Source organism: Pseudomonas sp. FH1 (genome assembly GCF_000510895.2).
In the GTDB taxonomy this organism is placed as follows: Bacteria; Pseudomonadota; Gammaproteobacteria; order Pseudomonadales; family Pseudomonadaceae; genus Aquipseudomonas; species Aquipseudomonas azotoformans_A.
Genome location: NZ_AOHM01000112.1, coordinates 12,600 through 27,257, shown reverse-complemented (window position 1 = coordinate 27,257; position 14,658 = coordinate 12,600). Strand labels below are relative to the sequence as shown.

Here is a 14,658-nt window from a genome sequence, read left to right as displayed (position 1 = left end):
GGTTTTTTATTGTTCCGGGATATTCACCGTGATCTTCTTGCCCATGCTGATCCTCGGCTCCACCCCATACCCCAACGCCTCGTAGAACCCTACCACCGCATCATTGCCGCCAGTGATCTGCAGGTTGATCTTCATACAACCCAAGGCGGTCAATGCCTGTTCCGCATGACGCACCAGTGAAGACCCCAAGCCATGGCGCCGATAGTCGGCGTGCACCGCCACCGAATACAGCCAGCCACGGTGGCCGTCGTAGCCGGCCAGAATCGTTCCGATCACCGTCTTTTTATCCGTGGCCACGAAGAACAACCCATCGTTGACGGCCAGTTTCTTATCGATCGCCAGGGTGGGTACGTTATGGGCAGTGTCATAACCAAAGGCCTGCTGCCATAACCCAACCACTTGCGTCCGATGCTGACGGTCGCGGTAAGGCCCGATGGGATGCCGGGACAGCAGCGCCTTTTCCATCACCAACGTACGTTCATTGCCGTGGTAAACATCACGCACGGTGTTAAACCCCAGCTTGGTGTAGAACGGCTCGGCCGTCAGTGAGGACGGCACGCTCAATACCGTCACCCCAGCCTCACGGGCGCGCAACTCGATCTCGATCATTAGCAGCCGGCCAATGCCTTGCCCTTGCAGCGCCGGGTTGACGAACACCGAGCGCACCACGTTGGCGTCGAGGGCGGCGGTGGCGACGATCACTTGATCTTGAATGGCCACCAGCACCAGGCGGCGCTTGAGCAAGGCCAACACGGCATCCGGCGTGAAGTTACTCGCCACCCGCGCAATTACATCCGCCGGGTAATCCCGCGCATTGCTGCTGTGCAAGGCCGCCAGGATGACCTGGCTGATCCCTTCGGCATCGGCTGCCTGGGCGAGACGAACGGCGGTAGACATGATTCCTCCTGGCTGACGGCGTTTTAACAACCCGCACAATACCAATTTTGACCTGCGCCCGCCCGAACAGCCGATTCGGCTGCCCTACCCCACTCTTCAGCTTTCCCGGCTGAGCCGCCCTTAGGTTTCAGCCGGGATTCATCCGCCATACCGCACAAAATAGCCCCACAGCTCAACCCCATGGATTCGTGCACCCATGCAAACCACCAATACCGTCTTGATGATTCGCCCGGCGCGCTTTGCCTTCAACCCGGATACCGCGATCAACAACCGCTTCCAACGCCAGCCCCTCGACCCGCTCAGCGCACAGCAGAAAGCGCTGGAAGAATTCGACGGCTATGTCGACACCCTGCGCCAACACGGCGTCGAAGTACTGGTGGTGCAAGACACGCCGGCGCCCCACACGCCCGATTCGATCTTCCCCAATAACTGGTGGAGCAGCCACGCCGACGGCAGCCTGGTGCTTTACCCGATGGAAGGCCAGAACCGACGACTGGAGCGCAACAAAGGCGTGCTGCACGTGTTGGAACAACGATTTACAGTCAAGGACACCATCGACCTCAGCCACCTCGAACAACAGAACATCTTCCTCGAAGGCACCGGCAGCATGGTGCTCGACCGCCAGCATCGCATCAGCTACGCCTGCCATTCCGGGCGCACCCACCACGACGCCCTGCGCCAGTTCGCCGAGCGACTCGACTACCAACTCTGCGTGTTCCACGCCGTCGACCGCCATCACGCGCCGATCTACCACAGCAACGTGATGATGAGCGTTGGCCGCGACCTCTCGGTGGTGTGCCTGCAAGCCCTGCCGGACGCCAGCGAACGCCAGGCCCTGGAACGCTCCCTGCGCGACACCGGCAAAGACATCCTCGCCCTCGACTTCGACCAGTTGGAGGCCTTCGCCGGCAACATGCTCGAAGTGCATGACCGCGACGGCCAACCACTGCTGGTGATGTCGGCCAGCGCCTGGGGCGCCCTGCAACCCGCGCAGCGCGTGCATGTGGAACGCCATACGCGCCCGGTGGTGGTGAACATCGACAACATCGAACGCATCGGCGGCGGCAGTGCCCGCTGCATGCTGGCGGAAGTGCACCTGCCCGCCCGCGCCACCGTCCAATAACTCAAGGAGTCTTGCCATGACCCGCTATATCGACGTCAACGACCTCTGCTACTTGGTCTCGCAAAAAGGCCTGCAAACCTGCATCACTGAGATGGCCGAGTACATCCGTGCCGACTACCTGCGCTGGCAGGATTTCGAAAAATGCGCGCGCCTGGCCAACCACTCGCCGGACGGCGTGATCGAGCTGATGCCGGTGTCCGACGCGTCGCTGTACGCGTTCAAATACGTCAACGGCCACCCGAAAAACACCCTGGCCGGCATGCTCACCGTGATGGCCTTCGGCGCTCTGGGCGATGTGGACACCGGTCTGCCGGTGCTGTTGGCGGAAATGACCCTGACCACCGCGATTCGCACCGCCGCCACCTCGGCGTTGGTCGCCCGCTACCTGGCCCGCGACAACAGTCGCAGCATGGCGCTGATCGGCAACGGCTCCCAGAGCGAGTTCCAGGCCCTGGCCTTCCACGCCATGCTCGGCATCAATGAGATCCGCCTGTTCGATATCGACGCCAAGGCCACCGCCAAGCTGGCGGCCAACCTCAAGGCGTTCCCGGCGATCAAGGTGATCCTGGCCGGCAGCGTCGCCGAAGCGGTGAAAGGCGCGGACATCGTCACCACCGTCACCGCCGATAAGGCCTACGCCACCATCCTGACGGACGAGATGATCGAGCCCGGCATGCACCTCAACGCCGTCGGCGGCGACTGCCCCGGCAAGACCGAGCTGGACCGACGTATCGTCGAGCGCGCGCGCGTAATCGTCGAGTACGAGCCGCAAAGCCGCATCGAAGGTGAAATCCAGCACATGCCGGAAGACTCGCCCGTCACCGAACTGTGGCAAGTGATCAACGGCCAACAGCCCGGCCGCGAAAATGCGCGCCAGGTCACTCTGTTCGACTCGGTGGGTTTTGCCATCGAAGACTACTCGGCCCTGCGTTATGTGCTGGACGTGGCCAAGGCCCTGGATGTAGGCAGCGATCTTGAGTTGGTGCCGGACCTGGCCGACCCGAAAGACCTGTTCGCTCGCCTGGCCCAGCAGCCTCGGCTACAGCAGAAAAAGCGCGCCTGAGAACGCTCTGGCCTGCCGCTTTGAGCTGAGAGCGGGCCAGATTCACCCTAGTGAAAAGCCGATTCAGCGGGTGACTCAGCCGATTCCGCTGCATTGTCGGTTTTAACAGCGCAATTCGCGCTTTATGTGAGGGGTAAACGACACAAAAAACGCACCACCTTGGAGCATTCTCTCCCACCAATAAGAACGATTTGTTTCAACTCGATTACTGCCCTGACATCAATTACAAAATATAGGGACTCCACATGACTCCACTGCGATCACTCTTCGCCGCATTGCTGTTGCCACTCTGCGCCACCGCCGCCCACGCCCAGGACTGGAAAGAAATCCGCTTCGGCGTATTCCCCGAATATCCCCCCTTCGAATCCGTCGCCGCCGACGGCAGCCTGCAAGGCTTCGATATCGAACTGGGCAACGCGATCTGCGCCAAGCTGGAAGTGAAATGCACCTGGGTGCACAACGAATTCGACGGCATGATCCCGGCCCTGCGCGCACGCAAGTTCGACGCGATCATGTCCTCCATGGCCGTGACCCCGGCCCGCGAAAAGATCATCGACTTCAGTGACCGCCTGTTCCTCAGCCCGACCTCGGTGATTACGCGCAAAAGCGCCGACTTCGGCGACACCCCGGAATCGCTGAAGGGCAAGCAAGTCGGCGTATTGCAGGGCTCGCTGCAAGAGGCCTATGCCCGTGCGCACCTGGCCAAGCTCGGCGCGCAGATCAAGGCGTACCAGTCCCAGGACCAGAACTACGCCGACCTGCAGAACGGCCGCCTCGACGCGACCCTGACCGACAAGCTCGAAGCCCAGCTCAACTTCCTGTCCAAACCCGAAGGCGCCGACTTCAAGACCGGCCCGGCCTTCAAGGACCCGACCTTGCCCCTGGACATCGCCATGGGCTTGCGCAAGAACGATCAGGCATTGCGCGAGCTGATCAACAAGGGCATCGCTGCTGTGCAGGCGGATGGGACTTATGCCGAGATCCAGAAGAAATACTTCGGCGATCAGGACATCTACCACGAATAGCAGCCTCGTCCTTGTGTGGGAGTTGGCTTGCCTGCGATCGCGGTGGGTCAGCTTGCACAGCTGTGACTGATGTTCCCTATCGCAGGCAAGCCAGCTCCCACAATCAACCTGTGCGCTCCTTCGAGATCTACCCCATGAACGAACTCCTCAACCTGCAAGGCTACGGCCCCATGCTGGCCCAAGGCGCCTGGATGACTCTCAAACTGTCATTCCTCGCCCTGGCCCTGAGCCTCGCCCTGGGCCTGATCGCCGCCGGCGCCAAGCTCTCCCGCGCCAAATGGCTGCGCGTACCGGCCACGCTCTACACCACCTTGATCCGCAGCGTGCCGGACCTGGTGCTGATCCTGCTGATCTTCTACAGCCTGCAACTGTGGCTCAACGACCTGAGCGAAATGTTCGGCTGGGACTACTTTGAAATCGACCCGTTCACCGCCGGGGTGGTCACCCTTGGGTTTATCTACGGAGCGTATTTCACCGAGAACTTCCGGGGCGCGATCCTCAGCGTGCCGGCCGGCCAACTGGAAGCGGCGACCGCCTACGGCCTGAGCCGCTGGCAGCGCTTTCACCTGGTGCTGTTCCCACAACTGATGCGCTTCGCGCTGCCGGGCCTGGGCAATAACTGGCTGGTGCTGCTCAAGTCCACGGCGCTGGTGTCGATCATCGGCCTGTCGGACCTGGTCAAGGCCGCACAAAATGCCGGCAAAACCACCAACGAGCCGTTGTACTTCCTGATCCTCGCCGGCCTGGTGTACTTGGTGATCACCACCCTCTCCAACCGCATCTTCAAACGCCTCGAACGGCGCTACAACCTCGGCATCAAGGGGATGGCGCAATGATCGAACTGTTCCAGCAATACGGCCTGGCCTATCTGTTCAGCGATGGCGCGGGGTTGTCCGGCGTGGCCATGACCCTGTGGCTGTTCATCGTCTCGGTGGTGTTCGGCTTCATCCTGTCGATCCCGTTGGCGCTTGCGCGGGTTTCCGAGCACGTCTGGCTGCGCTGGCCGGTGGAGTTCTACACCTACCTGTTTCGCGGCACACCGCTGTATATCCAGCTGCTGATTTGCTACACCGGGCTGTACAGCCTGGAAGTGGTGCAGGACAACGCCCTGCTCAACCAGTTTTTCCGCAATGCGCTGAACTGCACGCTGCTGGCGTTTGTGCTCAACACCTGCGCCTACACCGTGGAAATCTTCGCCGGGGCGATTCGCAATATTCCCCATGGTGAACTCGAAGCGGCCCGCGCCTATGGCCTGCATGGCTGGCGCTTGAACCTGTTCGTGGTGGTGCCCGCCGCGCTGCGCCGCGCATTGCCGGCCTACAGCAACGAAATGATCCTGATGCTGCACGCCACCTCCCTGGCGTTTACCGCCACCGTGGCCGACATCCTCAAGGTAGCCCGCGACGCCAATGCCGAAACCTTCCTGACGTTCCAGGCCTTCGGCATCGCGGCCCTGCTCTACATGCTGCTGTCCTTTGCACTGGTGGGCCTGTTCCGACTGGCCGAACGTCGCTGGATGCGTTTTCTTGTTCCTACCCGAGGCTAACCCATGAATCAGTCCGCGCAGGCCCTGGCCGCTTATCCCATTGACGAACCCGTTGCCAAACCCGCCACTGCAGCCATCAAGCTGCAAGTCGAAGGCATCCACAAACGCTACGGCGAACACGAAGTGCTCAAGGGGGTTTCCCTGAATGCGCGCCAGGGTGATGTGATCAGCCTGATCGGCGCCAGCGGCTCGGGCAAAAGTACGATGCTGCGCTGCATCAATTTCCTCGAACAGCCGGATGCCGGGGTGATCACCCTGGACGGCATCAGTATCGAAATGCGCCAGGGCCGTGCCGGCACCCGTGCGCCGCATCAAGCTCAATTGCAGAACCTGCGCACACGCCTGGCCATGGTGTTCCAGCACTTCAACCTGTGGAGCCACATGACCGTGCTGGAAAACATCACCATGGCTCCGCGCCGGGTGCTGGGCGTGAGCGCCGCCGAGGCGGAGAAACGCGCGCGCCTGTACTTGGACAAGGTCGGCCTGCCGGGCCGCGTGGCGGATCAGTACCCGGCGTTTCTCTCCGGCGGCCAACAACAGCGCGTGGCGATTGCGCGGGCCTTGGCGATGGAGCCGGAGATTATCCTCTTCGATGAACCGACTTCCGCACTCGACCCAGAACTTGTAGGAGAAGTCCTCAAAGTCATACAGACGTTGGCCGAGGAAGGTCGTACCATGCTGATGGTCACCCACGAAATGGGCTTTGCCCGCCAGGTGTCCAGCCAAGTGCTGTTCTTGCACCAGGGCCGGGTTGAGGAACACGGCGACGCCAGGATCCTCGACCACCCCAACAGCGAACGCTTGCAGCAATTTCTTTCCAACCGTTTGAAGTGAAACCCATGGATACCAAGGCCAACGGACCCCATTCCTCCCCCGCGCTGGACCGCATCGATGAAGCCATCATCGAAGTGCTGCGCCATCAAGGGCGTATCACCTACGAAAAGCTCTCGTCGCTGGTGCACCTCACGCCCAGGCCCTGCCTGGAACGGGTGCGCAAGCTGGAGCGGCGCGGGGTGATCCGTGGGTATGGGGCGATCATTGATGTGCAGATGGTCTCGCCAGGCCTGTCGTTGCTGGTGCTGGTGGCCTTGTCCAACCAGAGCGGGCGCTCGGCGCAAAAAGCCTTCGAAGCCTGCGTCAAGGCTTGCCCGCAGGTGTTCGAATGCCAGTTGATCAGCGGCCCGTTTGACTACAGCTTGCGCATGCGCTGCCGGGACATGGAGCATTACCGGGTGCTGACGGAGACCTGGTTGAACAATGATGAGTTGCACATCGATAAGTTGGTGGCGCATCCGGAGTTGGCGGTGGTGAAAAACACCGCCACCGAACTGGCCTAGCAAGCGCCACTCAGGCCGCCAGCTTGCCGCTGGCGATGGCTGCCGAAGCGGCGACCATCGCCTTTAGCAACACCGCACACCCCGCCGCCAGGTCATCCGGGGCGGCGTTTTCGATTTCGTTGTGGCTGATGCCGCCCTCGCAGGGCACAAAAATCATGCCCGCCGGGCCCAGTTCGGCCACGAAGATCGCGTCATGCCCTGCCCCACTGACGATGTCCATGTTCGACAAGCCCAGGCTATTGGCGGCCTCCCGCACTGCGTCCACACAGCCCTTGTCGAAATACAGCGGCGGAAAATCGGCCGTGGGTTCCATCTCGAAGCTCAAGCCATGCTTGGCACAGGTGTCTTCAATCACCTTGCGCACCTGGGCAATCATCGAGTCCAGGCGCGCCGGCTCCAGATGACGGAAGTCCAGGGTCATGCGCACTTCACCCGGAATCACGTTGCGCGAGCCGGGGTAAGCCTGCAGGCAACCGACGGTGCCGCAGGCATGGGGTTGATGCCCAAGCGCCGCCGCATTCACCGCCGCCACCACCGCCGCGGCGCCCACCAGGGCATCCTTGCGCAGGTGCATCGGCGTCGGCCCTGCATGGGCCTCGACGCCGCGCAGTTTCAGGTCGAACCACTTCTGCCCGAGGGCGCCCAGCACCACGCCGATGGTTTTTTTCTCGTCTTCAAGAATCGGCCCCTGTTCGATGTGCGCCTCGAAATAGGCGCCCACCTTGTGCCCGCTGACCGGCCGCGCACCCGCGTAGCCAATCGCATTCAGCGCATCGCCCACACTGACGCCGTCCGCATCGACCTTGGCCAACGTATCGGCCAGGGTGAACTTCTCGGCGAACACGCCCGAGCCCATCATGCACGGCGGAAAACGCGAGCCCTCTTCGTTGGTCCACACCACCACTTCCAACGGCGCCTCGGTTTCTACATTCAGGTCGTTGAGGGTGCGCAGTACTTCCACACCCGCCAGCACGCCGAAGCAACCGTCGAACTTGCCGCCGGTGGGCTGGGTGTCGATGTGGCTGCCGGTCATCACCGGTGGCAGGTTCGGATTACGCCCCGGACGACGGGCGAAGATGTTGCCGATGCCATCCACGGTCACCGTGCAGCCGGCCTCTTCGCACCACTGCACGAACAGGTCGCGGGCCTTGCGATCCAGGTCGGTGAGGGCCAGGCGACACACACCGCCCTTGGGCGTGGCACCGAGCTTGGCCAGGTCCATCAGCGACTGCCACAGGCGGTCGCGGTTGATTTGCAGGACGTCGAGGGCAGCGTTCATGAGTGATCTCCTCAGGCTGGTTTTTTCTTATGGATTGACGGCAACCGGGCTGGCCCCGCGCTTGGCATTCAGGCCGTAGTACAACAGGCCGCCCAACGCCGAGCCGGTAAACCAGCCGTAGCTGTAGAACCAGCTGAACGCATCGCTGCCCAGGGACAGCAGGGTCAGCACCACCGGCACACCGAACGCGATGAAACCGCTCCAGTTCCATGCCGGGTACACGTCGTCGCGGTACAGGCCGGCCAGGTCGAGTTGTTGTTTGCGGGTGATGAAGTAGTCCACCACCATGATCCCGGCAATGGGCCCCAGCAGGCTTGAATAGCCCAGCAACCAGTTGGAATACACGGTTTCCAGGCTCACGTCGGATACGATCAGGCCGAGCTTTTTCAGCAACTCATGACCCATCAGCGCCAGCCCCACCAGGCCGGTCAGGATCACTGCCGTGGTGCGGTTGATCAGCTTGGGCGCGATGTTCTGGAAGTCATTGGTGGGCGACACAATGTTCGCCGCCGTGTTGGTGGACAAGGTGGCGATGATGATCAGCGCCATCGCAATGGCCACCCACACCGGGCTCTGGATATGCCCGATCAGGGTCACCGGGTCGGAAACGCTGACGCCCACCAGTTTCACCGAGGCGGCGGTCATGATCACGCCGAGGGCGGCGAACAGGAACATGGTCAGCGGCAGGCCGAAGATCTGCCCAAGGATCTGGTCCTTCTGGCTGTTGGCGTAACGGCTGAAGTCCGGGATATTCAGCGATAGGGTCGCCCAGAAACCCACCATCGCGGTGAGGCCGGCCATGAAGTAACCGGTGAGGCTCGCGCCTTCCGGGCGTTTCGGCGGAATCGCCATCAACTCACTGATGGATACATTGGGCATCGCCCACACCAGCAGGCCAATGCCCACCGCCACCAGCAACGGCGCCGACAGGGTCTCCAGCCGCTTGATCGACTCGGCGCCACGCAGCACCACCCACAGGTTCAGGCACCAGAAAATCATGAAGCCGATCACTTCACCGGTGCCGCCAAGGGACTTCCAACCCTCGAAAATCGAGCCGAGGAACAGGTGGATCGCCAGCCCGCCGAACATTGTCTGGATACCAAACCAACCACAGGCCACCAGCGCGCGGATCAGGCATGGCACGTTGGAACCCAGGATGCCGAACGACGAGCGCAGCAGCACCGGAAACGGTATGCCGTACTTGGTGCCAGGGAAGGCGTTGAGGGTCAGCGGGATCAACACCACGATGTTGGCCAGCAAGATCGCCATCAGCGCCTCGCCCACCGACAAGCCGAAATACGCGGTGAGCACCCCGCCCAAGGTGTAGGTGGGTACGCAGATGGACATGCCGACCCACAGCGCGGTGATGTGCCACTTGTTCCAGGTGCGTTCGTGCACCTTGGTCGGTGCCATGTCGTGGTTGTAGCGCGGACTGTCGAGGACGTCGGGGCCGGCGTCGAGTTCGTACAGGCCGTTGCGCTCAATGACTTGCGATCTGTTCTGTTGCATGGCCGCTCCACGGTTTTTTCGAATTATTTTTGCTCACCTGCACGGTGTGTGCCGGTGGCCGGAGTACCTCGTAAACAACATGACATCACGGGCCCGGCCAGCCGCCACTGCACTCAATATCCGTGCCGACAACCGTTACCGCACCCGCACCGCTTATATAACTCGCTGATGTTTATCAGCTTTCCGAGTGAGCCTGCGGTACTTGCCACGTTACTCAGGCTAGATAACGTGGAAGTTGCCCGAACTGTCAGGACTCAATCTGGTGCAACACAATTATTTTTATTTCCCTGCCCCGTCAAGAGGCAAGTCTCAAGCATCTGATTTGCAATAAGAAATGTTGCTCAATTTAAGAACCTGTCAAGTGCGTCAAAATGGTGAGAGCACGCTACATTTTGGTGATTTTCTATTTTTATACTTATAAATCATATAGTTAATCAAGATATAAGCTTATGAAAAATCTTCTTGCCCAATCTAAAAACTCGGGCTAGTTTCTATTCCTGTCACCGATGACAGGAATTAACTGACCCTCGGTAAGCAGCATTACAACACTTAGAACTGGCACAAGCCGGTCAAGCCTGTGAGGAACTCGACATGTCGCTGTTGATCCGTGGCGCCACCGTTATTACCCATGATGAAAGTTACCGCGCCGATGTGTTATGCGCAGGCGGTCTAATCCGGGCTATTGGTACGAATCTGGATATTCCCGCCGGCACTGAAATACTCGATGGCAGCGGCCAATACCTGATGCCCGGCGGCATCGACCCCCATACCCATATGCAACTGCCCTTCATGGGCACGGTGGCCAGTGAAGACTTTTTCAGTGGCACGGCGGCAGGCCTGGCGGGCGGCACCACGTCGATCATCGACTTTGTGATTCCCAACCCGCAGCAATCCCTGTTGGAAGCGTTTCACCAGTGGCGTGGCTGGGCGGAAAAATCCGCCTCGGACTACGGCTTCCACGTGGCGATCACCTGGTGGAGCGAACAGGTGCGTGAGGAAATGGCCGAGCTGGTCAGCCACCACGGCATCAACAGCTTCAAGCATTTCATGGCCTACAAGAACGCGATCATGGCGGCGGACGACACCCTCGTCGCCAGTTTCGAACGCTGCCTGGAACTGGGCGCGGTGCCCACCGTGCACGCGGAAAACGGCGAGTTGGTGTACCACCTGCAACGCAAGCTGATGGCCCAAGGCATCACCGGGCCCGAAGCGCATCCGCTGTCGCGCCCTTCGCAAGTCGAAGGCGAAGCGGCCAGCCGCGCCATTCGCATCGCCGAGACCATCGGCACGCCGCTCTACCTGGTGCATGTGTCCACCCAGGAAGCGTTGGATGAAATCACCTACGCCCGCAGCAAAGGCCAGCCGGTCTACGGCGAAGTCCTGGCCGGCCACCTGTTGCTGGACGACAGCGTCTACCAGCATCCGGACTGGCAAACCGCCGCCGGTTACGTGATGAGCCCGCCGTTCCGTCCACGCGGGCATCAGGAAGCACTGTGGCATGGCCTGCAATCCGGCAACCTGCACACCACCGCCACCGATCACTGCTGCTTCTGCGCCGAGCAGAAAGCCGCCGGCCGTGACGACTTCAGCAAGATCCCCAACGGCACCGCCGGCATCGAAGACCGCATGGCGCTGCTGTGGGATGAAGGGGTTAACACCGGGCGCCTGTCGATGCAGGAATTTGTCGCGCTGACCTCCACCAACACCGCAAAGATCTTCAACCTCTACCCGCGCAAAGGCGCGATCCGCGTGGGCGCCGATGCTGACCTTGTGCTGTGGGATCCCGAGGGTACGCGGACCATTTCCGCCAAGACTCACCATCAGAAAGTCGATTTCAACATCTTCGAAGGCAAGACCGTTCGCGGCGTGCCGAGCCACACCATCAGCCAGGGCAAGCTGGTCTGGGCCGATGGCGACCTGCGCGCCGAGCGCGGTGCCGGACGGTATGTGGAGCGGCCGACGTATCCGCCGGTGTTTGAGCAGTTGAGCAAGCGGGCTGCGCATTCCAAGCCAGTGGCTGTGAAACGCTGATACCGCCTTCGCGGGCAAGCCCGCTCCCACATTTGAACTGCATTCACAAATAGAAATGTGTGAACACTTTCAAATGTGGGAGCTGGCTTGCCTGCGATGAGGCCAGTGCAGACAACAAAAATGCCCGCCAGAGGCAATCCAGAAAAGTGAGGCCAACACGTGATCCAGACCCTGACCCACCTCCCCCATCCCGCTGAGGATGGACCGACGCTCGCCAGCCATTTCACCGACCTGGCGCCACCGCTCAACGCCCGGCAGGCCCAACTGGAAGCCTCGCGCTGCCTGTATTGCTACGACGCGCCGTGCGTGAATGCATGCCCCAGCGAGATCGACATCCCATCGTTCATCCGCAACATCCACACCGAAAACGTGCAAGGCGCCGCGCAAAAAATCCTCTCGGCCAACATCCTTGGCGGCAGTTGCGCCCGGGTCTGCCCCACCGAAATTCTGTGCCAGCAAGCGTGCGTGCGTAACAACGCTGAAGAATGCGCCCCAGTGCTGATCGGCCTGTTGCAACGTTATGCCGTCGACAATGCGCACTTCAGCGAACACCCCTTCCACCGCGCCGCCGCTACCGGCAAGCGCATCGCCGTGGTCGGCGCCGGGCCTGCTGGACTCGCGTGCGCCCACCGCAGCGCCTTGCACGGCCATGACGTGGTGATCTTCGAAGCCCGTGAAAAAGCCGGTGGCCTGAATGAATACGGGATCGCCAAGTACAAGCTGGTGGATGACTTCGCGCAGAAGGAGTTGGATTTCCTCCTGCAGATTGGTGGCATCGAGATTCGCCACGGACAGCGTCTGGGAGACAACCTCACGCTGAGTGAACTGCACCAGCAATTCGACTCAGTGTTCCTCGGCCTCGGCCTGGCCGCCAGCAAACAGCTCGGCCTGCCCTTTGAGGACGCCCCCGGCCTGCTTGCCGCCACCGATTACATCCGCGAACTGCGCCAGGCCGACGACCTGACCCAACTGCCCCTGGCCGATCGCTGCATCGTGCTCGGCGCCGGCAACACCGCCATCGACATGGCCGTGCAGATGGCCCGTCTCGGTGCTCGCGATGTCAACCTTGTGTACCGCCGTGGCTTGGCAGACATGGGCGCCACTCATCACGAACAGGATATCGCCAAGGCCAACCAGGTGCGCCTGCTGACCTGGGCCCAGCCGGAAGCAGTGCTGCTGGACGATCAGGGCCATGTGCGTGGCATGCGCTTCTTGCGCACACGCATGGAAAACGGCCGTTTGCACCCAACCGGCGAAACCTTCGAACTGGCGGCCGATGCGATCTTCAAGGCCATCGGCCAGGGCTTCGATAACACGGCACTGCACGATCCGCTGGCCCAGCAACTGCAGCGTGTCGGTGAGCGGATCTTCGTCGATGAACAGCTGCGCACCAGCATTCCCGGTGTGTACGCGGGTGGCGATTGCGTCAGCCTCGGCCAGGACCTCACCGTGCAGGCGGTGCAACACGGCAAGCTGGCCGCCGAGGCCATGCACGCCCAACTCATGCTGAATGTGGAGGCTGCGTAATGGCCGATCTCTCGATTGTATTTGCCGGCATCAAAGCCCCCAACCCGTTCTGGCTGGCCTCCGCGCCGCCCACCGACAAGGCCTACAACGTGGTGCGCGCCTTCGAAGCCGGCTGGGGCGGCGTGGTGTGGAAAACCCTGGGCGAGGATCCGGCAGCGGTCAACGTGTCGTCACGCTACTCGGCGCATTACGGCGCCAACCGTGAAGTGCTGGGCATCAACAATATCGAGCTGATCACCGACCGCTCGCTGGAGATCAACCTGCGGGAAATCACCCAGGTGAAAAAGGACTGGCCCGACCGCGCGCTGATCGTGTCGCTGATGGTGCCGTGCGTCGAGGAGTCCTGGAAAAACATCCTGCCGCTGGTGGAAGCCACCGGCTGCGACGGTATCGAACTGAACTTCGGTTGCCCCCACGGCATGCCCGAACGCGGCATGGGCGCGGCGGTGGGCCAGGTGCCGGAATATGTGGAACAGGTGACTCGCTGGTGCAAGACGTATTGCTCACTGCCGGTGATCGTCAAGCTCACGCCGAATATCACCGACATCCGCGTGGCGGCGCGGGCGGCGTATCGTGGGGGGGCGGACGCGGTGTCGTTGATCAACACTATCAACTCCATCACCAGCGTGGACCTGGAACGCATGGTCGCGTTGCCGGTGGTGGGCACGCAAAGCACTCATGGCGGTTATTGCGGCTCGGCGGTCAAGCCGATTGCGCTGAACATGGTCGCCGAAATCGCCCGCGACCCGCAGACCCAAGGCTTGCCGATCTGCGGCATTGGCGGCATCGGCAACTGGCGTGACGCGGCGGAGTTTGTCGCCCTGGGCTGCGGCGCAGTGCAGGTGTGCACGGCGGCGATGCTGCATGGGTTTCGGATTGTGGAAGAGATGAAGGACGGGCTGTCGCGGTGGATGGACAGTCAGGGCTACAACAGCCTGCAGGACTTTTCCGGGCGTGCAGTGGGCAACACCACGGACTGGAAGTACCTGGACATCAACTATCAGGTGATTGCGAAGATCGATCAGGAGGCCTGCATTGGCTGCGGGCGTTGCCATATTGCCTGTGAGGACACTTCGCACCAGGCCATCGCCAGTTTGAAACAGCCGGATGGCACGCATAAATACGAGGTGATCGATGACGAGTGCGTCGGCTGCAACCTGTGCCAGATCACCTGCCCGGTGGCGGACTGTATCGAAATGGTGCCGATGGATACCGGCAAGCCGTTCTTGAATTGGACGCAGGATCCGAGGAATCCCTACCGGGAGGCGGTGTAGTCAAACCTGTGGTGAGCGGGCTTGCTTGCCCCGCTCACCACAACAAC

At 61.4% G+C, this 14,658-nt stretch carries 13 protein-coding genes; 10 read left to right on the top strand and 3 right to left on the bottom strand.

The features are described 5' to 3' along the window. Window positions 1-6 precede the first annotated feature (6 nt). Complete coding sequence (locus H096_RS33610; protein ID WP_082461830.1) at window positions 7-897, bottom strand: GNAT family acetyltransferase; 891 nt, start codon at window positions 895-897, stop codon at window positions 7-9. A gap of 196 nt (window positions 898-1,093) precedes the next feature. On the opposite strand from H096_RS33610, the gene H096_RS25040 reads away from it, so the two are divergent. The 7 genes from H096_RS25040 (at window position 1,094) to H096_RS25010 (ending at window position 6,991) form a co-directional block, all read left to right on the top strand. Then, a complete protein-coding gene (locus H096_RS25040; RefSeq protein ID WP_033902024.1) occupies window positions 1,094-2,020 on the top strand; it encodes an arginine deiminase-related protein in 927 nt (308 codons plus the stop codon). Window positions 2,021-2,036: 16 nt separating this feature from the next. Next, window positions 2,037-3,083 carry an ornithine cyclodeaminase gene (locus tag H096_RS25035; RefSeq protein ID WP_033902023.1) on the top strand — a complete coding sequence of 349 codons (1,047 nt, stop codon included), beginning with the start codon at window positions 2,037-2,039 and terminating at the stop codon, window positions 3,081-3,083. A gap of 245 nt (window positions 3,084-3,328) precedes the next feature. After that, window positions 3,329-4,108 (top strand): ABC transporter substrate-binding protein, encoded by a 780-nt coding sequence (locus H096_RS25030; protein ID WP_033902022.1) that lies wholly within the window; start codon window positions 3,329-3,331, stop codon window positions 4,106-4,108. Between the two features lie 134 nt (window positions 4,109-4,242). Beyond that, the gene (locus H096_RS25025) at window positions 4,243-4,944 is read left to right on the top strand and encodes an ABC transporter permease (protein WP_033902021.1); all 702 of its coding nucleotides are present in this window, start codon (window positions 4,243-4,245) and stop codon (window positions 4,942-4,944) included. Further along, a complete protein-coding gene (locus H096_RS25020) occupies window positions 4,941-5,654 on the top strand; it encodes an ABC transporter permease (RefSeq protein ID WP_033902020.1) in 714 nt (237 codons plus the stop codon). The genes H096_RS25025 and H096_RS25020 overlap by 4 nt, the downstream gene beginning before the upstream one ends. 3 nt (window positions 5,655-5,657) lie before the next feature. Continuing rightward, window positions 5,658-6,488: an ATP-binding cassette domain-containing protein gene (locus H096_RS25015; protein WP_206542902.1), complete on the top strand. Its 831-nt coding sequence runs from the start codon at window positions 5,658-5,660 to the stop codon at window positions 6,486-6,488. Between the two features lie 5 nt (window positions 6,489-6,493). Further along, window positions 6,494-6,991, top strand: a complete 498-nt coding sequence (locus H096_RS25010) for an Lrp/AsnC family transcriptional regulator (protein ID WP_016974875.1) — start codon at window positions 6,494-6,496, stop codon at window positions 6,989-6,991. Between the two features lie 10 nt (window positions 6,992-7,001). On the opposite strand, the gene H096_RS25005 is transcribed toward H096_RS25010, so the two are convergent. Both H096_RS25005 and H096_RS25000 read right to left on the bottom strand, forming a co-directional pair. Next, window positions 7,002-8,270, bottom strand: coding sequence for a Zn-dependent hydrolase (locus H096_RS25005; RefSeq protein WP_033902019.1), 1,269 nt, complete (start codon window positions 8,268-8,270; stop codon window positions 7,002-7,004). A 27-nt stretch (window positions 8,271-8,297) separates the two neighbouring features. After that, window positions 8,298-9,779 carry an NCS1 family nucleobase:cation symporter-1 gene (locus H096_RS25000; protein ID WP_033902018.1) on the bottom strand — a complete coding sequence of 494 codons (1,482 nt, stop codon included), beginning with the start codon at window positions 9,777-9,779 and terminating at the stop codon, window positions 8,298-8,300. 591 nt (window positions 9,780-10,370) lie between these two features. Between H096_RS25000 and hydA the strand changes: the two genes are divergently transcribed. The 3 genes from hydA (at window position 10,371) to preA (ending at window position 14,611) form a co-directional block, all read left to right on the top strand. Then, complete coding sequence (gene hydA, locus H096_RS24995; RefSeq protein ID WP_033902017.1) at window positions 10,371-11,810, top strand: dihydropyrimidinase; 1,440 nt, start codon at window positions 10,371-10,373, stop codon at window positions 11,808-11,810. A gap of 159 nt (window positions 11,811-11,969) precedes the next feature. Then, window positions 11,970-13,337 carry an NAD(P)-dependent oxidoreductase gene (locus H096_RS24990; RefSeq protein WP_033902016.1) on the top strand — a complete coding sequence of 456 codons (1,368 nt, stop codon included), beginning with the start codon at window positions 11,970-11,972 and terminating at the stop codon, window positions 13,335-13,337. Continuing rightward, complete coding sequence (preA, locus tag H096_RS24985) at window positions 13,337-14,611, top strand: NAD-dependent dihydropyrimidine dehydrogenase subunit PreA (protein ID WP_033902015.1); 1,275 nt, start codon at window positions 13,337-13,339, stop codon at window positions 14,609-14,611. The genes H096_RS24990 and preA overlap by 1 nt, the downstream gene beginning before the upstream one ends. Window positions 14,612-14,658 lie beyond the last annotated feature (47 nt).

Coding starts and splice junctions, on each gene's coding strand:
- H096_RS33610 (WP_082461830.1), bottom strand. CDS start 897: ATGTCTACCGCCGTTCGTCTCGCCCAGGCAGCCGATGCCGAAGGGATC.
- H096_RS25040 (WP_033902024.1), top strand. CDS start 1,094: ATGCAAACCACCAATACCGTCTTGATGATTCGCCCGGCGCGCTTTGCC.
- H096_RS25035 (WP_033902023.1), top strand. CDS start 2,037: ATGACCCGCTATATCGACGTCAACGACCTCTGCTACTTGGTCTCGCAA.
- H096_RS25030 (WP_033902022.1), top strand. CDS start 3,329: ATGACTCCACTGCGATCACTCTTCGCCGCATTGCTGTTGCCACTCTGC.
- H096_RS25025 (WP_033902021.1), top strand. CDS start 4,243: ATGAACGAACTCCTCAACCTGCAAGGCTACGGCCCCATGCTGGCCCAA.
- H096_RS25020 (WP_033902020.1), top strand. CDS start 4,941: ATGATCGAACTGTTCCAGCAATACGGCCTGGCCTATCTGTTCAGCGAT.
- H096_RS25015 (WP_206542902.1), top strand. CDS start 5,658: ATGAATCAGTCCGCGCAGGCCCTGGCCGCTTATCCCATTGACGAACCC.
- H096_RS25010 (WP_016974875.1), top strand. CDS start 6,494: ATGGATACCAAGGCCAACGGACCCCATTCCTCCCCCGCGCTGGACCGC.
- H096_RS25005 (WP_033902019.1), bottom strand. CDS start 8,270: ATGAACGCTGCCCTCGACGTCCTGCAAATCAACCGCGACCGCCTGTGG.
- H096_RS25000 (WP_033902018.1), bottom strand. CDS start 9,779: ATGCAACAGAACAGATCGCAAGTCATTGAGCGCAACGGCCTGTACGAA.
- hydA (WP_033902017.1), top strand. CDS start 10,371: ATGTCGCTGTTGATCCGTGGCGCCACCGTTATTACCCATGATGAAAGT.
- preA (WP_033902015.1), top strand. CDS start 13,337: ATGGCCGATCTCTCGATTGTATTTGCCGGCATCAAAGCCCCCAACCCG.